The sequence below is a fragment of the Bradyrhizobium sp. NBAIM18 genome, assembly GCF_020193825.1.
GTDB lineage: Bacteria > Pseudomonadota > Alphaproteobacteria > Rhizobiales > Xanthobacteraceae > Bradyrhizobium > Bradyrhizobium yuanmingense.
The window spans coordinates 132201-155660 of the sequence record NZ_JADYVO010000008.1 but is presented as its reverse complement, the minus strand read 5'-3'; the positions used below and the strand labels follow the sequence as shown (position 1 = coordinate 155660).

The following is a 23460-nucleotide window of genomic DNA, read 5'->3' as shown; positions in this document are numbered from 1 at the left end:
GGGCTTTGTTTATTGTTAGACGCCTCTTTTGTGATCCAGCTCGCTCAGTACTTCGCGACGACCGGGCCACCAAATTGATAGTTGATGCCGGCGCGCAGGATGTGGTCGGTGAAGCGAGAGGAAGCACTGGCCGCAATCGTGGGCAACGGCGCCAGCGAGAACGGACCTGACGAGAACCGGCCGAGATCCACATAGAGATATTCGAGCTTGGCGCTCCAGTTCTGAGTGATCTTGCCTTCCACACCCGCACCCACGGTCCAGCCGACCCGCGTGTCCGACGAAGAGCTGGTCGAGGCGACCGTGACACCAGCCGGGGTGAAGCCGACGATGGTGCCCGTGGTCTTGATCTCGCCGAAGGCCACGCCGCCGGTGCCATAGAACAGCACTTTCGGCGTCGCCAGAATGCCGACGCGGCCGCGCACCGTGCCAAACCATTGCAGATGCTGGTCGAGCGTCAGAGTGGTGCCGGCAGCAGCGCCGGGGGGCAGAAAGGTCAAGCCGGGAAGACAGGCGCCGCCTGCAAGGCTGGTGGGGGCGCAGCTGAAGCCGGCCCGTCCCTTCTCGTCCGACCAATTCAGGTCGCCCTCGATGCCGAACACCCAATTCGTGCTCTGCCAGTTGTAGCCGGCCTGGCCACCGGCGACGGCGCCGTTCATGTCGAACGAGGCGCTGGTGACGGATCCGGCCGGCGGCGCGATCACCGCACCGGTCGCCGTGTTGGTATAGGTGACGTCAGTGCGCGAACGGCCCCAGCTGTAGCCGCCGTTGGCGCCGACATAGAACCCGGTCCAGCTCCAGACCGGATCGACGATAGGCGCCTTGACATACGGCTTTGCCGCGAGATCGGCGGCCAGCGCGCCGGTCGCAAACAGCGACATCGCGGCCGCCATTCCAATCACTACCCGCTTCATAGAGAATTCCCCCTTGCACGATCTTGTGATCGAAATATACCCGCCTCCTCGCCCAAGGGCTGTGCCGCCGCGGCAACATTCGGAAACAATCGGACACGCGGTGGTATCCCGACCGAAAAGCTACCTTACATATAAACCATTGATTTCAAAAAAGATTAGCCCAGTGCCCTAGGCGGATGTCGCCCTGGTCCCATGCGTCAACCCGACACGGGCGAGGAGGTGGTCGATCACCGGCCAGAATAGCAGCACAATCGCCAGGGTTGTGATCGAGCCGACTAGACCGTTCGACCAGAACACCTTCAGGGTGCCGCCCGAGCCGATCATCGACAGGCGGAAGGCATCCTCAGCGCGGTTGCCGAGCACGAGCGCCAGGGTGAACGGGGCCAGCGGAATGCCGATCTTCTTGAAGACGTAGCCGACGACGCCGAAACCCAGCATCAGCCAGATGTCGAACATCGCGTTCTGGATGGCATAGGCGCCGATTGCGCAGGATACCACGATCATCGGCGCCACCGCCGCGAACGGCACGCGCAGGATCGAGGCGAAGATCGGCACCGTCGTCAGCACCAGCACGAGGCCGACGACGTTGCCGAGATACATCGAGGCGATCAGGCCCCAGACGAAATCCTTGTGCTCGACGAACAGCAGCGGCCCCGGATTGAGACCCCACACCATCAGCCCGCCGAGCAGGATCGCGGCCGTGCCCGAGCCGGGAATGCCGAGCGCCAGCATCGGCAGCAGCGCCGAGGTGCCGGAGGCATGCGCCGCCGTCTCCGGCGCGAACACGCCCTCGATGCGGCCCTTGCCAAAACTCTCGGGCTCCTTGGCGAAACGTTTTGCCAGATTGTAGCCCATGAAGGAGGCCGCGATCGCACCGCCCGGGGTGATGCCGAGCCAGCAACCGATGAAAGAGGAGCGCAGCAGCGTCACCCAGTATTTCGGCAGATCCTTCCAGACGCCCAGCACGACGCGCAGCGAGATGCTAGCCGCATGCCCGCGCAGCGCAAGGCGCTCCTCCATCGTCAGCAGGATCTCGCTGATGCCGAACAGGCCGATGACGGCGACCAGGAAGTTGATGCCGCGCAAGAGCTCCGGCGAGCCGAAGGTCATGCGCAGACTGCCGGACACCGTATCCATGCCGATGCCGGCCAGCAGCAGGCCCAGCGACATCGAGATGACGGTCTTGTGCTTGGCTTCGCGCCCGAGGCCGACGAAGGAGCAGAAGGTGAGGAGGTACACCGCAAAGAACTCGGGCGGGCCGAACTTCAGCGCAAAGGACGAGATCATCGGCGCGAGGAAGGTGATCAGGAGCACCGCGACCAGCGAGCCGACGAAGGAGGAGGTGAACGCCGCAGTCAGCGCCTCCGCCGCCCTGCCCTGCTGCGCCATCGGATAGCCGTCGAAAGTGGTCGCGACCGACCAGGCTTCGCCCGGGATGTTGAACAGGATCGAGGTGATGGCACCGCCGAACAACGCGCCCCAATAGATGCAGGACAGCATCACGATGGCCGACGTCGGGTCCATCGTGAAGGTCAGCGGCAACAGGATCGCAACGCCGTTGGGGCCGCCGAGCCCGGGCAGCACGCCGACGAAGATGCCGAGCACCAGCCCGACCATCATCAGCACGAGCGTCTTCCACGTCAGCAGGACGGCAAAGCCGTGGAGCAGGAGACCGAGAGCTTCCATCGCGCGCGGCTCCGCCTAGCGGCCGAGGGCCGCTTCGAGCGGCCCCTTCGGCATGATGACGTCGAAGGCGACATCGAAGGTGACGAACATGATCGCCGTGAACGCGAACGCGGTGAGCAGCGACTTCCACAACGCGATCCGGCCAACCAGCCGCATGAAGCCCGCGATCAGGAGAAAGCTCGCGACATAGAGGCCGAGGAACTGCGTCGCCAGGCAGAACAGCAGCGTCGGCACGAACACCGCCAGCACGCGGCGACCTTGCGCACGTGTGACGAAGGTTCCGGACGAGGCACGCCGCGCCAGCAGCGCGGCGATCAGACCGTAGAGGCTGCCGCCGGCGAGAATGACGGAGAGATAGAACGGGAAATAGCCGGGCTCCGGCCCGGTCGCATCCCAGGACGCGCCGGTGCGCCAATTGTCGTAGCCGAGCGTGACCGCGAGCGCGAGCAGCAGCAGGCAGACGACGATCTCGATCGTGCCGGAAGAGACGACGGAAGGGGAATCGTCTTCTGGCGCGGTGGGATCCTCGACAACGATTTCGAAATCGGTTTGGGACATGCTCTGTTAGGGACGGAGTGCGTTCAATTCCCCCTCTCCCCGCTTGCGGGGAGAGGGTCGGGGTGAGGGGGAGTCTCCGCAGGGACGGTGAGAGTCGAACTCGCGGAGAGAGCCCCCTCACCCAACCCTCTCCCGTAAGAACGGGGAGAGGGAGAAAAAAGGGACAGCTACTTCGCGACGAAGCCGGCTTCCGTCATCAGCGACTTGTTCAGCGCATCGTCCTCCTCGAGGAACTGCACCATGTCCTTGCCGGCGAGGAAGATCGGCTTCAAGGCCTGCTTCTCCATGTAGTCCTTGTACTCCGCGGTCTGCGTCACCTTGTGGAACAGATCGACGTAGAACGCCTGCTGCTCCGGCGTGACCTTGCCAGGCAGGAACATCGCGCGCAGCATCAGATATTGCACGTCGACGCCCTCTTCCTTGCAGGTCGGGATGTCGGCCCAGGACTGGGTGTCGGTCACCTTGGTTGTATAGGCAATGCGCTCCCTGTCGAACACGCAGAGCGGACGCACCTGGCCGGCGCGCCAGACCTCGAGATTTTCGGATGGGTTGTTGACGTTGGCTTCGGTGTGGTTGCCGACCAGCTGGGTCGCTGCCTCGCCGCCGGACTTGTAGGGCAGATAGGAGAATTTCGCGCCAGTCTTCTGCTCCAGGAACACGGTGAGCACGTGGTCCTCGCGCTTGGAGCCGGTGCCGCCCATCTTGAACGGCGCGCTCGCAGCCTTCGCGGCCGCGACGAATTCCTTCAACGTCTTGGGGCCCGCGCTGTTGTCCCACAGCACGAACTGGTCGAGCGCGACCACGGAGACCGGCGTCAGCTCGCGCCAGTTGAACGGGATCTTCGCCGACAGCGGCAGCATGTAGATCAGCGAATAGGCGATCAGCACCTTGTTGGGATCGCCCTCGCTGGACTTCATGTACATCAGCGCTTCCGCGCCGGAGGCGCCGCCCTTGAGCGAGACCACCATCGGCTGCTTCATCAGATTGTTCTTCTGGATCGCGGCCTGCATCATCCGGGCCATCTGGTCGGAGGCGCCACCCGCGCCCGCCGCCACCACGATCTCCACCGGTTTGGTCGGCTCCCAGGCCGCAACGGCCGGCGTGCTCAACAACAGCGCTGTCGCAGCGCCGACGGCTTTCACTGGAATTCGCACGAGTTTCGTCCCCTGATGTTTTTTGAGTTGTAGGTGCGGAAAATTCTATCCCTGCATAGTGCGGACTAATCCTGAGGAGTTCAAGCGGACGGGCAATTGCACGCATATGACTTTCGACTGACGGAGCCGAAAGCCCGTGAGACTTATCTGCCCTTCCAGACCGGCGTCCGCTTGTTGAGGAAGGCATCCATGCCCTCGCGGAAATCTTCGCTCATATAGGCTTTCAGGATCAGGTCCTCGCCTTCCTCGCGCGAGAGCGTGCGGCGGATGCGGCGCACCGCTTCCTTGGTCGCTTCCAGCGTCAGAGGCGCGTGGCTGGCGACGAGCTTTGCAGTCTCGTCGGCACGGCGCTGCAGCGTCTCGACGTCAGGCACAACCTCGTTGAGCAGGCCGAGCGCCAGCGCCTCCGGCGCCTCGACCAGGCGCGCCTTGAAGATCATATCCTTCGTGCGGGCGGGACCGACCAGCGCGACGACGCGACTGATGTTCGACATCGACAGGCAGTTGCCGAGCGTGCGTGCAATCGGAAAGCCCATCCGCGTCGTCTCGGTGCCGATGCGAAGATCGCAGCAGGCCGCGATCCCTGCGCCGCCGCCGGTGCAGGCGCCGGCGATCGCCGCGATCACGGGCACGCGGCACTGCTCGAGCGTGCCGAGCACGCGATCGATGCGCGCCTCGTAGTCGAGCGCATCCTGCGCGGTCTTGAAGGCGCGGAATTGCGAGATGTCCGTGCCGGAGGCGAACGCCTTGTCGCCAGCGCCGGTCAGGATCAGCGCCTTGATCGAACGGTCGACGTTGATATCCTGGCATATCTCCGCCATGCGGTCATACATGGCGAAGGTCATGGCGTTGCGCGCCTGCGGGCGGTTGAAGGTGATCCGCGCGATGCCGTCCGTGACGGAGTAGAGCAGGTCTTCGTTGGCAGTCGTCGGTGCGTTCATCGCGCGCTCACTTTCTTCACTACAGTTCATTCAGGCCGCCCTCAGGCAACCTGAGCCTTAGGCGACTTGAGCCTTGGTCATCGGCACCACGTCGCGTCCCTTCAGGACGTCCATGGCCGCGAGCACGCCGCCGCTCCGGTGCGGGATCTGTGCAAGGTCGAGGCCCATCTCGACGCCGGCGAGCGTGCCCATCAGCATCAGATCGTTGAAATGGCCGATATGGCCGATGCGGAACACCTTGCCCTTGACCTTGTTCAGGCCGGTGCCGAGCGACATGTCGAAGTTCTCCAGCACCACCTTGCGGAAGGCGTCGGCATCAAAGCCCTCGGGCACGCGCACGCCGGTCAGCGCCGGCGAATGCGCGGCGGGATCAGCACATTGCGTCTCGAGGCCCCAGACCTTGACCGCAGCACGCGTCGCGGCGCTGTGGCGCTTGTGGCGGGTCCAGACGTTCTCCAGGCCCTCCTCCTCCAGCATCTTCACCGCCTCGCGCAGGCCGTAGAGCAGGTTTGTTGCGGGCGTGTAGGGGAAGGTGCCGAGCTTGTTGAAGCTGATGACCTCCTGCCAGTCCCAGTATGAGCGCATGCCGGGGTTGGCCTTGGCGACCGCGAGCGCCTTCTCCGAGACCGCGTTGAAGCCGAGGCCCGGCGGCAGCATCAGGCCCTTCTGCGAGCCCGCGACCGAGACGTCGATGCCCCAGGCGTCGTGCTCATATTCCATCGAGCCGAGGCCGGAGATGGTGTCGACCATCAGCAGCGCCGGATGCTTGGTGCGGTCGAGGATCCTGCGCACCTCCAGCGGCGGCGTCACGCAGCCGGTCGAGGTCTCGTTGTGCACGACGCAGACCGCCTTGATGGCGTGCTGCTTGTCGGCGGCAAGGCGCTTCTCGATCTCCGCAAGATCGGCACCATGGCGCCAGTCGCTCGGGATGAAGTCGACATCGAGCTTGAACTTGTCGGCGATGCCGCGCCACAGCACGGCGAACTGGCCGGTCTCGCACATCAGGACCTTGTCGCCGGGCGCGAACACGTTGACCATCGCCGCTTCCCAGGCGCCGGTGCCGGACGAGGGGAAGATGATCACGGGCTGCTTGGTGCGGAACACGCGCTGCATTGCGGCAAGCACGGCAAAACCGAGCTCGGCGAACTCCGGACCGCGATGGTCCAAAGTCGGCATATCCATCGCCCGCAGCACCCGATCGGGCACGTTGGTCGGTCCTGGAATCTGTAAGAAATGCCTTCCAGTATGCACGGTCATCGGCGTCCTTCCCGGTCTTGCCTTGGTTTGGTGGGCGCCGAATAGCACCATTTGACCGGCTTGTCCTCTCCTCCAAAGGGCCCCTCGCGCATAGCGAGCCGGCCTGCCCTCGGCCGCTCCGTCGCGACCATCTTCGCGGGCCGACCTTTACGTGCCGACGATCTTCAGATGCGGCGCGGCATTGCCCTGCGGGCGCTGCTCCAGCAGCTTCATCGCGACGTCCACACCGCCGGAGCGGTGCGGCACGCCGGCCACCGACAGGCCCATCTCGACGCCGGTGAGCGCGCCGAGCAGCGTCAGCGCGTTGCATTCGCCGAGATGGCCGATGCGGAAGACCTTGCCGGCGACCTTCGACAGGCCCGAGCCGAGCGACATGTTGTAATTCTCGAGCACGACTTTCCGGAACTGATCGGCATCATGCCCCGGAGGCATCAGCACGGCAGTGAGCACCGGCGAGAACTCCGAAGGCTCCTGGCAGAGCACTTCGAGACCCCAATGGTTGACCGCGGCCCGCGTCGCTGCCGCCAAGCGCTGATGCCGCGCAAAAACATTGTCGAGCCCCTCCTCGAGCAGCATCGCGATCGCCTCGCGCAGGCCGTAGAGCAGATTGGTCGCGGGCGTATAGGGGAAGAAACCCTTGGCGTTGGGCTTGAGCATCTCCTCCCAGTCGAAATAGGAGCGCGGCATCTTGTTGGTCCTGGACGCAGCCAAGGCCTTGTCCGAGATCGCGTTGAAGCCGAGACCGGGCGGCAGCATGAAACCCTTCTGCGAGCAGCTGACGCTGACATCGACCTTCCACGCGTCGTGACGATAGTCGACCGAGCCGAGCGAGGAGATCGTGTCGACCATCAAGAGTGCCGGATGCGAGGCGCGGTCGATCGCGGCGCGGATCTCGGCGATGCGGCTGGTCGCGCCGGTCGAGGTCTCGTTGTGCACGACCATCACCGCCTTGATGGTGCGCGCGGCGTCTTCGGAGAGCTTGGCCTCGATCACCGTGGGATCGGCGCCGCGGCGCCAGTCGCCCGGGACGAAATCGACCTCGATGCCGAAGCGCCCGGCCATCTGCCGCCACATCGTGGCGAAGTGGCCGGTCTCGACCATCAGCACCTTGTCGCCCGGCGACAGCGTGTTGACGATTGCTGCCTCCCAGGCGCCGGTCCCCGACGAGGGGAAGATCACGACCGGCCCCTTGGTCTGGAAGATCTGCTGGCTGCCTTCGAGCACGGTCCGGCCGAGCTCGCCGAATTCGGCGCTGCGGTGGTCGATGACAGGCATGTCCATCGCGCGCAGGACGCGCTCGGGGACCGGGCTCGGGCCCGGAATCTGCAGGAAATGGCGTCCCTGAGGCATGCAAAGCTCCCTTTCGGCAGGTTATGGCCGGCTTTGCCGGCTATTTTGCATTCATTTTTTGTCCCTTCAATCGAAATCTGGTATTCGATTGCGAGCGTCGACGCGACCAATCGGGGAAACTACTGTGCTGCAAATGAAATCCACGATTCCCGACAATGGGGTTCCGATCACCCCGTCCGCCGGTAACAGCGACCGCCAGGAAAACCGGCAGGAGGCCTCGCTCCATGGCGAGATCCTGCTGCGGCTGCGCGACTACGTGGTCGAAGGCAACATTCCCGAAGGCGCGCGCGTTCCCGAGCGGCAGCTCTGCGAGATGCTCGGCATCTCCCGCACGCCGTTGCGCGAGGCGCTCAAGGTGCTCGCCGCCGAGGGCCTGATCGAGCTACTGCCCAACCGCGGCGCTCGGGTGCGCCAGCTCAGCCAGCGCGATCTCGAGGAACTGTTCGACGTCATGGCAGGCCTGGAAAGCCTGGCAGGGCGCCTCGCCTGCGAAGCCATAACGGATGCGGAAATCACGGCGATCGAGCAGCTGCACTACGAGATGTACGGCCATTACCTGCATCGCGACATGCACGGCTATTTCCAGGCCAACCAGCGCGTCCACGAGAGCATCGTCGATGCCGCACGCAACGATACGCTGAAGATTGCCTACGCCAATTTCGCCGGCCGGATCCGACGCGTCCGCTACTCCGCCAATTTCGCCCGCAAGCGGCAGCGCTGGGCGGAAGCCATGCGCGAGCACGAGGCTATCCTCGATGCGCTACGCCGCCGCGCCGGCAGCGAGCTCAGCGACATCCTGTTCCAGCATCTGCGCAACAAGCGAACGGCCGCGATCGAGCACCTGACCGAGCCCCAAGAGGGCGCGCCGGCATCGCCTTGAGGGCGCCCGGCTTGCCCATTTTGCATTCACAACATGGTCGATCAGGAACCACAATGAATATCCCAGCAAGGCTGAGCCTCGCCGGGTCAGTCCGGGATCAGGGATGACGAACGCCTCCTCGCTCGAACGGCGCCTGCGGTCGGAATTGACCGGCGACGTGCTGTTCGACGGCTTCAGCCGCGGCCGCTACGCCACCGACGCCTCGTTCTACCAGATCATGCCGGCTGGCGTGGTGGTCCCCAAGACCATGGACGAGGCCTTGCGGGCGCTGGCGATCGCGCGCGACGAGGGGCTGAAGGTCACCCCGCGCGGCGGAGGCACCTCGCAATGCGGCCAGACCGTCAATGACGGTCTCGTGATCGATCTCTCCAAGCACCTCAACCGGATCCTGTCGCTCGATGTCGAAGGCCGCACCTGCGTAGTCGAGCCCGGCATCGTGCTCGACGACCTCAACCGCCAGCTCAGAAAACACGGCCTGTGGTTTCCGGTCGACGTCTCCACGGCCTCCCGCGCCACGATCGGCGGCATGGCCGGCAACAATTCCTGCGGCGGCCGCTCGCTGCGCTACGGCACCATGCGCGACAACACGCTGTCGATGGAGGCCAGCCTCGCCGACGGCACGCTGAGCCGTTTCGGTGAGGTCTCGCGCGATCTCTCCGACCTCGAGGCCGGCGACAGCACCCGCGCCCTGTTCCGCGACATGCTCGACCTCGGCACCCGCGAGGCCGACGAGATCGCCGCGCGCTTCCCAAAGGTGCAGCGCCGCGTCGGCGGCTACAATCTCGATGCGCTGGTGCCGCGCAACGCGCCGAACAACATGGCGCATCTGTTGGTCGGCTCCGAAGGCACCCTCGCCTTCACCACCAAGGTCGAGCTGAAGCTGTGGCCCGTGATCCGCAACAAGGCGCTCGGCGTCTGCCATTTCGGCAGCTTCTACGAGGCGATGGATGCGGCCCAGCACCTCGTCAAGCTCAAGCCGATTGCGGTCGAGCTGGTCGACCGCACCATGATCGCGCTCGGCCGCGACATTGCCATGTTCGCACCAGTCATCTCCGCGGCGATCAAGGGCGATCCGGATGCCGTGCTGGTGGTCGAATTCGCTGAAGAGGACCAGTCGGACAATCTGGTGCGCCTCAAGCAGCTCGGTGAGCTGATGGCGGATCTTGGCTTCGGCTGGAACAACGACACGCGCAAATGGGGCGGCGTGGTGGAGATCACCGAGCCCGCGCTGCAGAGCGGCATTGCCGATTTCCGCGCCGCCGGCCTCAACGTGATGATGTCGATGAAGCAGGAGGGCAAGCCGGTCTCCTTCGTCGAGGACTGCGCCGTGCCGCTGCCGCACCTTGCCGACTACACCGCGCGGCTGAACGAAGTGTTCGCCAAACACGGCACCAGTGGCACGATGTACGCGCACGCCTCGGAGGGCTGCCTGCATGTGCGCCCCGTTCTGAACCTGAAGCTGGAGAAAGACGTCAAGGCGATGCGCGCCATCGCCGAAGAGGCCTTTGCGCTGGTGCGCGAGTACAAAGGCTCGCATTCCGGCGAGCACGGCGACGGTCTGGTACGCTCCGAATTCCACGAGGCCATGTTCGGCGAGCGCCTCGTCGCCGATTTCAGGGAAGTGAAGCAGCGCTTCGATCCCGGCGGCGTGCTCAATCCCGGCAAGATCATCGATGCGCCCAGGATGGACGACCGCTCGCTGTTCCGCTTCAAGCCCGACTATCGGGTCGGCGAACTGAAGACGAAGCTCGACTGGTCCGCTTATCCCGGCGCCGGCGGCGGTTTCCAGGGGGCGGTCGAGATGTGCAACAACAACGGCGCCTGCCGCAAGCTCGAGGGCGGCGTGATGTGCCCGTCCTATCGCGCCACGCGCAACGAGAAGGACGTCACGCGCGGCCGCGCCAACACGCTGCGGCTTGCGATCTCCGGCCAGCTCGGCCCGGATGCGCTCTCTTCCGACGAGATGATGGAGACGCTCAAACTCTGCGTCTCCTGCAAGGCCTGCCGCCATGAATGCCCGACCGGCGTCGACATGGCCAAGATGAAGATCGAGGTGCTCGCGGCGCGCGCCGCCAGCCGCGGCCTGATGCTGCGCGACCGGCTGGTCGGATATCTGCCGCGCTATGCCGGTCTTGCTTCGCGCTTGGCGCCCCTGGCTAATTTGCGCAACGGCAGCCCGCTGCTCCGAAGGCTATTTGAGCGCTTTGCCGGCATCAGCGCGCGCCGTGCCCTTCCCGCCTTCCGCCGCGATGTGTTCGCGCCGCCGGCCGAAAGCGTCGGACCTGCGGACGGTCGCGAGGTCGTGCTGTTCACTGACACTTTCAATCGCATCTATGAGCGCGAGAACCTCGAGGCCGCGCTGCGGGTGCTCACGGCCGGCGGCTATCGCGTGCATCTGCCAAAACCTGCGAGCGGGAGCCGTCCACTGTGCTGCGGCCGCACGTTCCTCTCTGCCGGTCTCGTTAAGGAAGCCAAAGCCGAGCTCGACCGGCTGGTGACGGCTTTCGCGCCCTACGCGGCGCGCGGCGTGCCGATCGTCGGCCTCGAGCCGAGCTGCCTCCTGACGCTGCGCGACGAGCTCGCTTCACTGCGCAAGGACAAAGATGCCAAGGCGGTCGGCGCCCATGCGCTGACCTTCGAGGAATTTCTGGTGCGCGAGGCCGAGGCCGGAAGGCTGCAACTGCCGCTCGGCATGGTCGCGGACAAGGCCGTGGTGCACGGCCATTGCCATCAAAAATCCTTCGGCGCCTTCAAGCCTGTCGAGCAGGTGCTGCGCCTCATCCCGGGCCTTGAGGTTGAGACCATCGAGTCGAGCTGCTGCGGCATGGCCGGCGCGTTCGGCTATGGCGCGGATACCTATGCTGCTTCAATCGAGATGGCCGAGCTGTCGCTGCTGCCGGCCGTGCGGAAGGCTGACCGGAATACGCTCGTCGTCGCCGACGGCACCTCATGTCGGCACCAGATCCACGACGGCACGAAGCGCGAGGCGCTTCACGTCGCCCGCGTGCTGGCGATGAGCCTCGATCGCGCCAACTCCAGCCCCATTTCTCCAGCTGCAAAGGAAACCAGCCATGGCTGACCTCACCCTCGACACCGCCCGAAAAATCCTCGACGCCGCCTTCGCGAAGGCCGGCGAGCTGAAGCTGAAGCCGCTGGTCGTCACCATCCTGGACGCGCGCGGCGTGCTCAAGCTTGCGGCCGCGCAGGACGGCACCAGCCTGATGCGCGCCGAGATCGCGCATGGCAAGGCCTATGGCGCGCTCGCCATGGGCATGGGCTCGCGCGCTTTGTTCCAGCGCGCGCAGGAGCAGGCCTATTTCATCGATGCGGTGAATACGATCGCCAAGGGCGCACTGGTGCCGGTCCCCGGCGGCGTGCTGATCATGGACGGCGCGACCCTGCTCGGCGCTGTCGGCGTCTCCGGCGACACCTCCGACAATGACGAGGCCTGCGCGGTGGCAGGGATCCAGGCGGCGGGGCTGAAGGCGAACGCGGGATAGCTCGTCATTCCGGGGCGCGCCTCCTTTGGCGCGAGCCCGGAATCCATTTCTCCGCATCGCTTGCTGCACGATGGATTCCGGGCTCGCGCTACGCGCGCCCCGGAATGACCGCGGAGAATGCGGCTACATTCTCGTTGAGAATCGGACCGAGCTGGTAAACTCCGCTCTCCCTACCTCCCCGTCCAGACCGGCTTCCTCTTCTCGCTGAACGCCTTCAACCCTTCCTTGGCGTCCTCGGTCATCGCGAGCAGTGCGATCTGGCTTTCGGTGTAGGCGATGCTCTCGTCGAACGACATCGAGGCGATGGCGCGCATGGCGTATTTGCCGCGGCGGATCGCGGTTGGGGATTTGTCGACGATGCGGCCGATCAGCCAGTCGACCTTGGCATCTAGCTCGGCGGCAGGCACGACATAGTTGAGCAGCCCCGCGCCCTGCGCGGCCCTGGCGTCGAACGGCTCGCCCGTGAGCGCCCATTCGTTGACGAGGCGGGGCGGAGCGATGCGCTGGAGCAGGCTCAGCACCTGCATCGGGAACACGCCGACCTTCACCTCGGGCAGGCCAAAGACGACGTGATCGGCCGCAACCGCCATGTCGGTCATGCACAGAAGGCCCATGCCGCCGGCCATGCAGACGCCGCCAACCCGCGCAATCGCCGGCTTGGTGGCGTTCTGTGACAAACGTAACAGATCGGCATAGTCGACATTTGGTTTGGAATGATCCATCGCGAAAGCCGCGCCGGAATTCTGCAAGTCGGCGCCCGCGCAGAACGCCTTGTCGCCCGCGCCCGTCAGCACGATGACGCGGACGTCCTTGTCCTCATGCGCGTCGCGATAGGCTCTTGTGATCCCGGCGATGACCTCGCCGTTCAGCGCGTTGCGTTTCTCCGGCCGGTTGATGGTGATCCAGAACGCCTGCCCGCGCTTCTCGGTGATGACGGCTGTGGTGTCTGTCATGACATGCTCGCTCGCTTGGTCCCGTTTTGCAGCCATTTGCGGCAGGACCGGCGGCGCGCGCAAGGGCAATCTGCAGGGGCGCCTCACCATAGCGTGTGGGCGCAACTTCGCTTCGCGATTGAATTGGAGCTTGCGCGCGTTATCCTGACTGGAGATTTGATCACCGATGAGCCATTTCATGCGCGCCGCTTTCATGTTGTTGCTGGCAGGATTGGCCGTGCTGAGCGGCGGCGCCGCAGGCCATGCCGCCGATGCCGCGAAGATCGCGCTGGTGATCGGCAACGCGAAATATCCCGACAATGAATTCGTCCTGAGCGAGGTCGCCAACGATGCCCAGGACGTCGCCGAGGAATTGAAGCGCGGCGGCTTCGTCGTCGACCGGCAGAGCAATCTCACCGGCGATGCCATGCGGCAGGCGCTGGGGCGCTTCTACGACCGCATCGAGCGCGGCGCGGTGGCGCTGATCTTCTTCGACGGTTTTGCCATCCAGTCCAACCGTCAGACCTATCTGCTGCCGGTCGACGCCCAGATCTGGACCGAGCCGGACGTCTCGCGCGACGGCTTCGGCCTCGACGCCATCCTCGCCGAGATGAACACGCGCGGTGCCGCGATCAAGATCGCGCTGATCGACGCCTCCCGCCGCAACCCGTTCGAGCGGCGCTTCCGCCGCTATTCGGCCGGCCTGGCACCGGCGATCGCACCGAGCAATACGCTGGTGCTCTACTCCGCCGCGCTCGGCGCGGTCACGGCGACCGGCAAGACCGATCGCAGCCTCTTTGTCGCCGAGCTGCTGCGCGAAATGCGCGCGCCGAACATCAGCGCCGAGCAGGCCCTGACCAACACCAAGAACGGCGTCGTTGCCGCCACCAACCGCGAACAGGTGCCCTGGCTGTCCTCCTCGCTGACGACGGAGTTCTCGTTCGCAAGCCCGGCGACGCGGCCGCGGGACGATGCGGCCAAGCCACAGGTGCAGACACCCGAGCCGCAAAAGCCGGTCTGCGAGGTACCGCAGGCGGAGCCCGCCCCGAATGCGGACGAGCTGGCACGAGATCCTGTCATCGCCGATCTCAGCCGCAAGATCACCGCAAACGCCAACGATGTCACCTCGCGCTACAAACGCGGCCAGGTCTACGCGATCAAGCGCGCCTATGCGCTCGCGATACAGGATTTCGACGCAGTGCTCCGCCGCGCGCCCAAGGACGCGGAAGCCCTGAACAACCGCTGCTGGAGCCGGGCTGCGACGGGCGACCCGCAAGGCGCGCTGGCCGACTGCAATCTGGCGCTCCAGATCAACCCGGGCTTGAGCGATGCACTCGACAGCCGCGGCCTAGTCAACCTCAAGCTCGGACGCAATGCCGAGGCGATCAAGGATTATACCGACGCGATCCAGCGCAACCCGCGCTCCTCGTCCTCGCTGTTCGGCCGCGGCATCGCCGCGCGCAGAAGCGGCGGCGACGGCGCCACCGATATCGCGCAGGCGAAGTCGATGAACCCAAACATTGCGAAGGAATTCGCAGGCTACGGCGTCACGGAGTGCACGCCTTGAGCTGAGGCGGCCTTCCTGATCCAAACCTTGTTGTCGTGGAACGCCGCGCCGCCGATCGGCGCGATCGTGTCTGCGCCCGTCAGCGTGTTGATGCCGCGGCCGCCGATATGGTTGCTGTTGGGATGAACGGATTCGGCGATCAGGACGCCGCGCCGGACGCCCTCGAATAGCGTCGCGATGAGCGTGGTCTCGCCGCGGCCGTTGCCGAGCGTCACCGCATCGCCATCGGCGATGCCGAGCGCGGCGGCGTCGAGCGGGTGGATCATCACGCTGGCCCGGCCCTCGCGCGCCTGCGAGGACGGCGTCTCGTTGAAAGTGGTGTTGAGGAAGCTGCGCGAGGGGCTGGTCGCTAGCCGGAACGGATGGGCCCGGTCGGCGTGCTCGATCACTGCCCAATGATCCGGCAGACCAGGCATCTTGTCGTAGTCGCCCATGGTGACGCCGAACGGCGGATGCGCCCAATCGGCTTTGAAATGAAACTTGCCGTCGGCGTGGGCGAAGCCGTCGAGATAATGCGAGGTGCGGAAATCCGGCTGCAGGTCGCGCCAGATGTCGGCTTCAAGGCCAGCGATGTCGCCGTGATTGCTCAGCCTCAAGGTCGCGTCGATCAATTCGCGCGGGCTCATCTCGAAGCCCGGATGCCTGGCGCCCAGCCGCGGCGCCAGCGCCTGCAACACCTCGTGGTTGGAGCGGCACTCGCCCGGCGGGTCGATCAGCTTCGGCCCGACCGAGATGTGCTGATGGCCGCCGCCGTAATAGAGGTCGTCATGCTCCATGAACATGGTCGCCGGTAGCACGATGTCAGCCATCTGCGCCGTCTCGGTCATGAACTGCTCGTGCACCGCCACGAACAGATCCTCGCGCGCGAAGCCCTGCCGGACCAGCGCCTGCTCCGGCGCCACCGTCATCGGATTGGTGTTCTGGATCAGCATCGCCTTGACCGGGCCCTTGCCGTGGAGAGCTTCGGCATCGCCGGTGAGGATGCGTCCGATCTGCGACTGGTCGAGCGCGCGCGTCGACTTGTCGATGGCCTCGTGGGCCTCGATGATGGATTCGTTGAAATGCCACAGCGCGTAATTGTTGAAGAAGGCGCCGCCGCCTTCATACTGCCAAGCGCCGGTCACCGCGGGAATGCACAGCGCGGCGTGCATCTGCGTCGCGCCGTTGCGCGAGCGGGTGAAGCCATAGCCAAGACGGAAGAAGCTCCGCTTGGTCTCGCCAACGGCCTTGGCGAACGCCTCGATCTCGGACACCGGGACGCCGCAAATCGCCGACGCCCATTCCGGCGTGCGCGACTTCAGATGCGCCTCGAGCTCGGTCGGGCAGTCGGTGTACTTGTCCATGTAGGCGCGGTCGGCATAGCCGTCGCGGAACAGGACATGCATGACGCCGCAGGCGAAGGCACCGTCGGTGCCGGGCCGCAGGATGATCCTGATGTCGGCCTGCTTCATGGTCTCGTTGTCGTAGATGTCGATCGCCGCGATCTTCGCGCCGCGCTCCTTGCGGGCGCGCGAGGCGTGCGTCATCACGTTGACCTGGGTATTGACGGGATTGGTGCCCCAGATCACGACGAGATCGGACAGCGCCATCTCGCGCGGATCGACCCCGGCAATCTTGCCGGTGCCGATTGCAAAGCCGATGCGCGCAACATTGGCACAGATGGTCTGGTAGAAGCGCGAATATTTCTTCACATGCGTGAGACGGTTGAGCCCGTCGCGCATCACGAGCCCCATCGTCCCCGCGTAGTAATAGGGCCAGATCGATTCCGCACCGAACTCGCGCTCGGCCGCATTGAATCGGTGCCCGATCTCGTCCAGCGCCTCGTCCCAGGAGATCCGCGCGAACTGACCTGAACCCTTGGGGCCGGTGCGGCGCAGCGGATAGATCAGCCGCTCGGGATGATGGATGCGCTCGGCATAGCGGGCGACCTTGGCGCAGACGACGCCGGCGGTGTAGGTCTGCTTCTTCGAACCGCGGAGGCGGCCGATGCTGCGGCCTTCGACCACCTCGACATCGAGGGCGCAGGCCGAGGGGCAATCATGCGGACAGGTCGAATGGCGGATCTCGATCTTCGTGTTGATCTTGGCGTGCTGGTTCATGTCCCAGTTCGTAACACCAAAATACCGGCCAGCCGAGCGCATTTATCCGGCAAGCCCCATGCGATTTGCTCAAGCCGCGCGCGCCGGAGCTTCCTGCTGCGGTTGCGAAGGAGGCCTGCCAGTGAGCCGCGCGACGTGCAAGCGCAACCCGAGCTACACCCCTTGCTACTTGTGCAACTGGGTGAGACCGGTCGGCGGGCCGTCGACGGCGGTCCAGCCGCCATCGACGAACAGCGTGCTGCCGCTGACATAGCTTGCGGCATCCGAGGCGAGATAGGCGACGGCGGTCGCGACCTCGTCGGCGCTGCTCCAGCGGTTGAACACGGTGTGGCCGGCGTAGAGATTGTAGATGTCGGGGCGCTGCTTGAACGGGCCGGTCAGCGCGGTCTCGGCGATGCTCGGCGCGATCGCATTGACGCGCACGCCGGCGTGCCCGACCTCGGAGGCAAAGCCCTTCACCAGAAGGCCGATCGCCGCCTTGGTCGAGCCGTAGACGCCGAGACCGGGTTCGATGGTCACCGCGCGAACCGAGGAGCAGGCGATGATGCTGCCGCCCTTCTGCGCGACCATGATGCGGCCGAAGGCCTGGAAGAAAAAGACCGTGCCCTTGACGTTGAGGGTGAGGACGCGGTCGAGATCCTCCTCGGTGTAGTCGAGGATGGTCTTGCGGATGTTGAGGCCGGGCGTCGTCACGGCGATGTCGAGCCGCGGAAACTTCTGCATCACGGTTTTCGCGAGTGCATTGACATCCGCGGCGCTTGCGGCGTCGCAGCCAGCTGCTTCCGCCCAGCCGCCCTTGTCGCGAATGCCGGCGGCCGTCGCCTCCGCTGCGTCGAGCGCACGATCGGCGCAGACAACCCGGGCACCGAGACCCGCAAGCGCTTCGGCCGACGATTTGCCGATGCCGGATGCGGCGCCGAGAACGAGCGCGGTCTTGCCGGTGAGATCGAAGAGCTTGCGATAGTCCCTCACTGACAATGTTCTCCCTGGTGCTGCTAGCCCTTGTAGCCCATCAGGAGGCGCGGCAGCCACAGCGAGAATGCAGGGACGTAGGTCACGAACATCAGTGCTGCGATGAGCGCAGCATAGAACGGCAGGATGGTGCGCATCACCGCGCCGACCGAGATGCCGCCGATGGCGCAGCCGACGAATTGCGTCGTTCCGACCGGCGGCGTGTTGAGCCCGAGGGCGCAATTGATCAACATCAGCATGCCGAACTGCACCGGGTCCATGCCCGCCTTCATCGCGATCGGCAGGAAGATCGGGGTGCAGATCAGGATCGTTGCCGCCATGTCCATGAACGTGCCGAGCACGAACAGGATGATGTTGATGAGCAGGAAGATCACCCAGGGCTGCGTCGACAACTTGTTCATCATCGCGCCGGCGAGATCCGCCACCTCGTAAAGTCCCATCAGGTACTGGAACATGGTGGAGACGCCGATCAGCAGCAGCACCACCCCGGTCGTCTTCACCGCCTTGGCGGCGGCGCGCAGGAAGTTGCCCCAGGTCATGGTGCGATAGATGAAGAACGTCAGCAGGATCGAGTAGGTGACGGCGATGGCCGCCGATTCGGTTGCCGTGAAGACGCCGGACAGGATGCCGGCCAGGATGATGCCGACGATCAGAAGCCCAGGCACCGCGGCCGCCAGCGAGCGGACCACCTCGGCCCAGCCCGGGAATTTGCCGGCGGGATAACCGCGCTTCACCGCGACCGCGTAGGCGGCAACCAGCATGCAGACCATCAGCACCAGCGCCGGCAGCAGGCCGGCCGCAATGAGCGCGCCGATCGAGACCTTGCCGCCGGCCGCGAGCGCATAGATGATCATGTTGTGGCTGGTCGGCATCAAGGCGCCCACGAGCGAGGCGTGGGTGGTGACGTTGACGGCGTAATCGGTGTCGTATCCCTCCTTCTTCATCATCGGAATCATCACCGCGCCCATGGCGGACACGTCGGCCACGGGCGAGCCCGAGACGCCGCCGAACAACGTGCAGGCGACCACGTTCGACATGCCGAGACCGCCGCGGATGTGCCCGACGAGATTCTTGGCGAGTTGCACGATCTTGTCGGCCACGCCGCCATGCAGCATCAGCTCACCGCTGAAGACGAAGAATGGAATGGCGAGGAAGGAGAAAATGTTCATCCCCGACATCATCTGCTGGAAGATGACGGCGACCGGCAGGCCTTCGTAGAGGATGGTGCAGATCGCCGACAGGCCGATCGCGAAGGCGACCGGGACGCCGAGGATCAGAAAGCCGAAGAAGGTGGCGCCGAGGATGATCAGTTCCATGAGGGGACGACCTCTTCGCCGCGCAGGAGCGCAATGATGTGCTCGATGGAAAACGAAACGATCAGGACGCCGGAGGCGAACAGCGGCACGTAGCGGATCACCTCGGGCAGGCCGAGATTGGGGATCTTCACGGTGCCGACCGACGCGCCGAGGATCCAGCCGTTGTAGGCCATTGCGAGGCCGAACCCGGCGACCAGAATGTGGATCACGATCTCGATCTTCTCCCGCGCGTGATCGGGGAGCATGACCAGCAGGCTGTCCATGCCGATATGCCCGGCATCGCGTACGCCGACGGCGGCGCCGATCAGCGTGACGTAGAGGATCAGGACCAGCGCCAGGTTCTCCGTCCAGGTCGGGCTGGAGTTGAGCACGTAACGTCCGAACACCTGGTAGAAGACGATGGCGACGATGACGAGCAGGCCTGTCACCGACAGGTACATGCCGAGGCGCGCGATGGGGGCATTGACCCGCGACAGCAAGCCGGTGGACGGGCGTGCTGCTACGGCCCCCTGCTCGTGACTTGCGACGTGTGGGTCTGTCATCGCGCGCCTCCTCACGGGATCCGGTGCCACCTGCGGCGACGCCGGACCCGGTTTCGAATTGTCCTACTTCGTGTCCTGGATGCGCTTGACGAGGCTCTGCAGCTTCTCGTTCCCGGCGAACTTCTGGTAGACCGGCTTCATTGCATCGACGAACTCCGCCTTGTTGCCGATCGTGACCACCTGAACGCCAGCGGCCTCGACGGTCTTGCGGGCGGCCTGCTCGCGCGCGTCCCAGAGCTTGCGCATGACGGGCACCGATTCCTTGGCTGCCTTGCGGACCATCGCCTGGTCCTCCTTGCTCAGCGCGTCCCAGACCTTTTTCGAGATCACGAGAACTTCGGGCGCGAGGGAGTGCTCGGTGATGTTGTAGAACTTGGCGGCTTCGAAGTGCCGGGAGGATTCGTAGGACGGCCAGTTGTTCTCGGCAGCGTCGACGAGACCGGTCTTGAGCGCGGTGTAGACCTCGCCATAGGGCATCGGCGTCGGGTTGGCCCCCAAGCTCTGGATCATGCCGACCCACAGGTCGGATTGCTGGACGCGGATCTTCAGGCCCTTCAGATCGGCCAGCGATTTGACCGGACCCTTGACTGTGTAGACCGAGCGCGCGCCGCTGTCGTAATAGGCAAGGCCGACCAGGCCCGCGGGCTCCATGGCTGCCAGGATCTCATCGCCGATCGGACCGTCGAGGACGGTGCGCATGTGCTGCGTGTCCCTGAAGACGAAGGGCAGACACAACGCGATGGTCTCGGGCACGAAATTGTTCAGCGGCGATGCGTTGATCCGCATCATGTCGAGCGCGCCGATCTTGAGTTGCTCGATCGTGTCCTTCTCCGAACCCAGGGCGCCGTTCGGAAACACCTTCACGCCAAGCTTGCCGCCGCTCGCCGCCGCGAGTTGCTGGCCCATGAACTTGACCGCCTCGACGGTCGGATAATCGGCGGGGTGAACGTCAGCCGAGCGGAAATCGCGTGCAGTGGCCAGGGGTGCTGAGACCGCCAGTGCAACGGCTGTGATGATACCGGTGAGCGTCTTCATGTGGGCTTCCTCCTGGGTTGATTGAGATCGATTATATCGTTGTCGGCCCGGCTGCAGGCCGCCTTGGGTCGCTCCGCTTCAGGTGTGAAGTCAAGCGCCAATGTCGTCCCTAGGGCGGGCGGCATTCTCTGTCCAAGCCAAATCCGGCATCGATCGATGCAAGACTTGCATCGATCGATTCCTGGCGCAATTCGCACTATGGTGGGTATGGCGGGCTGGCTCGACGTCGCTAGCCCGTGACTTGACGCCTTCAATCGAGGCTCCGCGCGGTCGCCAGCATCGACCGTTAGGCCGACGCGTCACTCGCCGCCGAGGCCGCTCTCGGCGAGCTCGCGCAGCGCGTCCGTATCGAGCACGACGATGGCGCCGTGCTCGAGGCGGACCCAGTTGCGGCCGGCCCAGGCGCGCAATTGCTTGTTGATGCTCTCGCGCGTCATCCCGACCATCTCGCTGATCTCCTGCTGCGTGATGGCGAGCGTGCCGCTGCCGGAATCCAGCTTGCGCTCTTCGGTGAGACCGAGCAGTGCACTGGCAAGCCGGCCCGGCAGATTCTGCAGGATCACCTGCTCGACCTGCTGACTGGTCCAGCGCAGACGCGCGCACAGCAGCTCGATGAACTTCATCGCCAGCGCCGGCTGGCTCTTCACGAACGGCAGGAAGTCCCGGCGATCGATGACGTAGAGCTCGCAATTGGTATTGGCGGTCGCATCCGCCGACCTGGGCGCGCCGTCGAGCACGGCGATCTCGCCGAAGATTTCTCCGGGGCCGATCAGATTGAGAATAGCGTTCCGCCCATCAGGCGATGAGGAGGAAATCTTGACTGTCCCCGCGATCACCGCGAACAGACTGTTGCCGGGATCGCCCTTGGCGGCGATCGTCGCTCCACGCTTGACGGTGGTGTGCTTGGCGTAGCGGCAGAGTTGATCGAGCGCTTCCGGCTCCAGATCCGCGAAGATCGGGTGCTTGCGCAGGACCGATAGTTTGTTGCCCGCCGGTTGTCGGGGATCGCCGGTCTTGTCCTGAGGCACGCCGCGGGGCTCCTAAGACTACGAGGCACTGAGTTCCTGCGTAGTCAACGTTACCAGGCATTTCAACCGGAAAGCACGCGCGCGATTTGAGGCAAATGCCACGAAAAGGCCCGTAACGAGGAAGTCAGCAGCCAAAAGCTGCGGCGATGCGTCTTCTTCGACGCAGAGTTGCGGATTACGCAAACCCCGATTGCGTCGAAACGCTGCCGACGGGGGGCGCCCGCCCAGGCGAGCATCGGCCCTGGCGCGCCGGACTCGGACCTAAACCTGGACTCGGACCTAAACCTGGACTTGGACCTGCACCTGCACCTGCAGAAGGCTTCAGTGCCTGGAATCCGGATCAAGCCGGCCCGCCCTGGTTTGCCGGTCAGCCCAGGCCAGAACTGCGGCGAACACGACAAAGATCGCGACGACGACAACGGTCACCAGCAACGCGTCAGCAGGCATCATTCCCTCCCGGATTTGTTTCCGGCAGTATTTTGCGGAGGATGGCCGCCGTCATTGATCGGGATCAAATTTGGCCGAGACGGCGTGGACGAGAGGTCAGGCTGCGGCCATGGCCTCGACGCGGGCCGGATCGAGCAGGCTGATGCCGCCGTGAATGATCTCGATCACGCCCAGGCGCTCCAGCTTGGTGAAGGTGCGGCTGACGGTCTCGATAGTCAGGCCGAGATAATCGGCAATGTCCTGGCGGCTCATTGGAAGCGCGACCATGTCGGACGGACCCTTGAGCGCGACCAGCCGCTCACGCCAGCCGAGCAGAAAGGTGGCGACCTTCTCGTCCGCGGAGCGTCGACCGAGCAGAACCATGTGGTCGCGCGCCTGGCTCAACTCGCGAATGGCCAGTTCGTTGATGCGCCTGAGCAATTGCGGCCGGTCTTCGATGAAACGGCCGAAAGGTCCTTTTGGGAATTGGCAAACGTTCACCGCGCCGATCGCATCGGCCGAAAAATTGTGCCGGCCGGACAAATTCATCCCCAGGAAATCACCGGGCAAGGCAAAGCCGACGATCTGCCGCCGGCCGTCAGGCAGCAGCTTGTACAGCCGCATGACGCCTTCGAGGACGTTGTAGAACGAGGTCGTGATGTCCTCCTCGGAAAACACGGTCTCGCCCGAATCGAAATGGACGCGGCGGCCGAGATGTTCGAACTCCCGGAGTTCGGCTGCATCGAGCGACGAGCAGACCGCCGCTCCACGCACGGCACAATCGTCGCAATAATGTCCGTTCGGCTCACTCGTGACCACGGAAGGCTTCATCCATCGCTCCCCGCGCCGGCCGCTCCCGACGTCAGGCCGAGTCCACCGCGCGGCTGCATTTTACTGCACCGTGCCGCAGCCGATTGACCCAGATCAAATTTGGCTGGCATCCCGCTCTTATTCTGCGTTCACGGTTCGACGGGATGATTCCATGCTGCAAAGAGCACTGCGTCACGGCCTGATTGGGCTGCTTCTGATCACGCCTGCGCTCGCGGCCCCGGCCGCCGAACAACGCGGCAAGGCTTTCGCCCGAGCCAATTGCGCACGCTGTCACGCGATCGACCGCGCCTCCAAGAGCCCGCTGGAGATCGCGCCTCCGCTACGCACCCTGCATCGGCGCTATCCGATCAACAGCCTTGGCGAGGCGCTGGCCGAGGGGATCTCCACCGGACATGCCGACATGCCAGCCTTCGCGCTCAGCCCGGACCAGATCCACGACCTGCTGTCCTATCTGAAGACGCTGGAATAGTCGCCC

21 protein-coding genes are annotated in these 23460 nt (G+C 64.8%); 5 read left to right on the top strand and 16 right to left on the bottom strand.

What is annotated here, in order from left to right; genetic code table 11:
• Window positions 1-44 precede the first annotated feature (44 nt).
• The 7 genes from I6F17_RS19830 to I6F17_RS19800 form a co-directional block, all read right to left on the bottom strand.
• Window positions 45-911 (bottom strand): outer membrane protein, encoded by an 867-nt coding sequence (locus I6F17_RS19830; protein WP_225125707.1) that lies wholly within the window; start codon window positions 909-911, stop codon window positions 45-47.
• A gap of 168 nt (window positions 912-1079) precedes the next feature.
• On the bottom strand, window positions 1080-2597 hold the full coding sequence (locus I6F17_RS19825) for a tripartite tricarboxylate transporter permease (RefSeq protein WP_128266766.1): 1518 nt from the start codon (window positions 2595-2597) through the stop codon (window positions 1080-1082).
• A gap of 15 nt (window positions 2598-2612) precedes the next feature.
• Complete coding sequence (locus I6F17_RS19820; protein WP_225125705.1) at window positions 2613-3155, bottom strand: tripartite tricarboxylate transporter TctB family protein; 543 nt, start codon at window positions 3153-3155, stop codon at window positions 2613-2615.
• Between the two features lie 167 nt (window positions 3156-3322).
• Complete coding sequence (locus I6F17_RS19815; protein ID WP_225125703.1) at window positions 3323-4309, bottom strand: tripartite tricarboxylate transporter substrate-binding protein; 987 nt, start codon at window positions 4307-4309, stop codon at window positions 3323-3325.
• A 143-nt stretch (window positions 4310-4452) separates the two neighbouring features.
• Window positions 4453-5250 (bottom strand): enoyl-CoA hydratase/isomerase family protein, encoded by a 798-nt coding sequence (locus I6F17_RS19810; RefSeq protein WP_225125693.1) that lies wholly within the window; start codon window positions 5248-5250, stop codon window positions 4453-4455.
• Between the two features lie 57 nt (window positions 5251-5307).
• The gene (locus I6F17_RS19805) at window positions 5308-6507 is read right to left on the bottom strand and encodes an aminotransferase class V-fold PLP-dependent enzyme (RefSeq protein ID WP_225125690.1); all 1200 of its coding nucleotides are present in this window, start codon (window positions 6505-6507) and stop codon (window positions 5308-5310) included.
• 147 nt (window positions 6508-6654) lie between these two features.
• Window positions 6655-7857: an alanine--glyoxylate aminotransferase family protein gene (locus tag I6F17_RS19800; RefSeq protein ID WP_036043885.1), complete on the bottom strand. Its 1203-nt coding sequence runs from the start codon at window positions 7855-7857 to the stop codon at window positions 6655-6657.
• 133 nt (window positions 7858-7990) lie between these two features.
• On the opposite strand from I6F17_RS19800, the gene I6F17_RS19795 reads away from it, so the two are divergent.
• From I6F17_RS19795 to I6F17_RS19785, 3 genes are all read left to right on the top strand, one after another.
• On the top strand, window positions 7991-8737 hold the full coding sequence (locus I6F17_RS19795; protein WP_225125688.1) for a GntR family transcriptional regulator: 747 nt from the start codon (window positions 7991-7993) through the stop codon (window positions 8735-8737).
• 103 nt (window positions 8738-8840) lie between these two features.
• Window positions 8841-11816 carry an FAD-binding and (Fe-S)-binding domain-containing protein gene (locus I6F17_RS19790; protein WP_225125686.1) on the top strand — a complete coding sequence of 992 codons (2976 nt, stop codon included), beginning with the start codon at window positions 8841-8843 and terminating at the stop codon, window positions 11814-11816.
• Window positions 11809-12237 carry a heme-binding protein gene (locus I6F17_RS19785; RefSeq protein WP_036043888.1) on the top strand — a complete coding sequence of 143 codons (429 nt, stop codon included), beginning with the start codon at window positions 11809-11811 and terminating at the stop codon, window positions 12235-12237. The genes I6F17_RS19790 and I6F17_RS19785 overlap by 8 nt, the downstream gene beginning before the upstream one ends.
• 170 nt (window positions 12238-12407) lie before the next feature.
• Here the strand turns inward: I6F17_RS19785 and I6F17_RS19780 are convergent, their stop codons facing one another.
• The gene (locus I6F17_RS19780; protein ID WP_225125684.1) at window positions 12408-13190 is read right to left on the bottom strand and encodes an enoyl-CoA hydratase/isomerase family protein; all 783 of its coding nucleotides are present in this window, start codon (window positions 13188-13190) and stop codon (window positions 12408-12410) included.
• A gap of 166 nt (window positions 13191-13356) precedes the next feature.
• Here I6F17_RS19780 and I6F17_RS19775 point away from each other — a divergent pair, with 166 nt between their 5' ends.
• Window positions 13357-14736: a caspase family protein gene (locus tag I6F17_RS19775; protein WP_225125681.1), complete on the top strand. Its 1380-nt coding sequence runs from the start codon at window positions 13357-13359 to the stop codon at window positions 14734-14736.
• On the opposite strand, the gene I6F17_RS19770 is transcribed toward I6F17_RS19775, so the two are convergent.
• From I6F17_RS19770 to I6F17_RS19740, 8 genes are all read right to left on the bottom strand, one after another.
• Window positions 14709-16835, bottom strand: coding sequence for a molybdopterin oxidoreductase family protein (locus I6F17_RS19770; RefSeq protein ID WP_225125679.1), 2127 nt, complete (start codon window positions 16833-16835; stop codon window positions 14709-14711). The genes I6F17_RS19775 and I6F17_RS19770 overlap by 28 nt on opposite strands.
• Window positions 16836-17000: 165 nt before the next feature.
• On the bottom strand, window positions 17001-17807 hold the full coding sequence (locus I6F17_RS19765; RefSeq protein ID WP_225125678.1) for an SDR family oxidoreductase: 807 nt from the start codon (window positions 17805-17807) through the stop codon (window positions 17001-17003).
• Window positions 17808-17830: 23 nt separating this feature from the next.
• Window positions 17831-19123: a TRAP transporter large permease gene (locus I6F17_RS19760; RefSeq protein WP_036029014.1), complete on the bottom strand. Its 1293-nt coding sequence runs from the start codon at window positions 19121-19123 to the stop codon at window positions 17831-17833.
• Window positions 19114-19665, bottom strand: coding sequence for a TRAP transporter small permease (locus tag I6F17_RS19755; protein ID WP_225125676.1), 552 nt, complete (start codon window positions 19663-19665; stop codon window positions 19114-19116). The genes I6F17_RS19760 and I6F17_RS19755 overlap by 10 nt, the downstream gene beginning before the upstream one ends.
• A gap of 63 nt (window positions 19666-19728) precedes the next feature.
• Window positions 19729-20700, bottom strand: a complete 972-nt coding sequence (locus I6F17_RS19750) for a TRAP transporter substrate-binding protein (RefSeq protein WP_036043896.1) — start codon at window positions 20698-20700, stop codon at window positions 19729-19731.
• 299 nt (window positions 20701-20999) lie between these two features.
• On the bottom strand, window positions 21000-21728 hold the full coding sequence (locus tag I6F17_RS19745) for a Crp/Fnr family transcriptional regulator (RefSeq protein WP_036007486.1): 729 nt from the start codon (window positions 21726-21728) through the stop codon (window positions 21000-21002).
• A gap of 321 nt (window positions 21729-22049) precedes the next feature.
• Window positions 22050-22178, bottom strand: a complete 129-nt coding sequence (locus tag I6F17_RS37765; RefSeq protein ID WP_275970700.1) for a hypothetical protein — start codon at window positions 22176-22178, stop codon at window positions 22050-22052.
• A gap of 93 nt (window positions 22179-22271) precedes the next feature.
• Window positions 22272-22985 carry a helix-turn-helix domain-containing protein gene (locus I6F17_RS19740; RefSeq protein ID WP_036043897.1) on the bottom strand — a complete coding sequence of 238 codons (714 nt, stop codon included), beginning with the start codon at window positions 22983-22985 and terminating at the stop codon, window positions 22272-22274.
• Between the two features lie 151 nt (window positions 22986-23136).
• On the opposite strand from I6F17_RS19740, the gene I6F17_RS19735 reads away from it, so the two are divergent.
• Window positions 23137-23454, top strand: coding sequence for a cytochrome c (locus tag I6F17_RS19735; protein ID WP_081493895.1), 318 nt, complete (start codon window positions 23137-23139; stop codon window positions 23452-23454).
• Window positions 23455-23460 lie beyond the last annotated feature (6 nt).

Bases quoted from the DNA above. Each gene is read 5' to 3' on its own strand.
- I6F17_RS19760 (WP_036029014.1), bottom strand. From the start codon at position 19,123: ATGGAACTGATCATCCTCGGCGCCACCTTCTTCGGCTTTCTGATCCTC.
- I6F17_RS19755 (WP_225125676.1), bottom strand. From the start codon at position 19,665: ATGACAGACCCACACGTCGCAAGTCACGAGCAGGGGGCCGTAGCAGCA.
- I6F17_RS19785 (WP_036043888.1), top strand. From the start codon at position 11,809: ATGGCTGACCTCACCCTCGACACCGCCCGAAAAATCCTCGACGCCGCC.
- I6F17_RS19800 (WP_036043885.1), bottom strand. From the start codon at position 7,857: ATGCCTCAGGGACGCCATTTCCTGCAGATTCCGGGCCCGAGCCCGGTC.
- I6F17_RS19830 (WP_225125707.1), bottom strand. From the start codon at position 911: ATGAAGCGGGTAGTGATTGGAATGGCGGCCGCGATGTCGCTGTTTGCG.
- I6F17_RS19795 (WP_225125688.1), top strand. From the start codon at position 7,991: ATGAAATCCACGATTCCCGACAATGGGGTTCCGATCACCCCGTCCGCC.
- I6F17_RS19825 (WP_128266766.1), bottom strand. From the start codon at position 2,597: ATGGAAGCTCTCGGTCTCCTGCTCCACGGCTTTGCCGTCCTGCTGACG.
- I6F17_RS19820 (WP_225125705.1), bottom strand. From the start codon at position 3,155: ATGTCCCAAACCGATTTCGAAATCGTTGTCGAGGATCCCACCGCGCCA.
- I6F17_RS19810 (WP_225125693.1), bottom strand. From the start codon at position 5,250: ATGAACGCACCGACGACTGCCAACGAAGACCTGCTCTACTCCGTCACG.
- I6F17_RS19770 (WP_225125679.1), bottom strand. From the start codon at position 16,835: ATGAACCAGCACGCCAAGATCAACACGAAGATCGAGATCCGCCATTCG.
- I6F17_RS37765 (WP_275970700.1), bottom strand. From the start codon at position 22,178: ATGATGCCTGCTGACGCGTTGCTGGTGACCGTTGTCGTCGTCGCGATC.
- I6F17_RS19750 (WP_036043896.1), bottom strand. From the start codon at position 20,700: ATGAAGACGCTCACCGGTATCATCACAGCCGTTGCACTGGCGGTCTCA.
- I6F17_RS19780 (WP_225125684.1), bottom strand. From the start codon at position 13,190: ATGACAGACACCACAGCCGTCATCACCGAGAAGCGCGGGCAGGCGTTC.
- I6F17_RS19775 (WP_225125681.1), top strand. From the start codon at position 13,357: ATGAGCCATTTCATGCGCGCCGCTTTCATGTTGTTGCTGGCAGGATTG.
- I6F17_RS19735 (WP_081493895.1), top strand. From the start codon at position 23,137: ATGCTGCAAAGAGCACTGCGTCACGGCCTGATTGGGCTGCTTCTGATC.
- I6F17_RS19740 (WP_036043897.1), bottom strand. From the start codon at position 22,985: ATGAAGCCTTCCGTGGTCACGAGTGAGCCGAACGGACATTATTGCGAC.
- I6F17_RS19790 (WP_225125686.1), top strand. From the start codon at position 8,841: ATGACGAACGCCTCCTCGCTCGAACGGCGCCTGCGGTCGGAATTGACC.
- I6F17_RS19805 (WP_225125690.1), bottom strand. From the start codon at position 6,507: ATGACCGTGCATACTGGAAGGCATTTCTTACAGATTCCAGGACCGACC.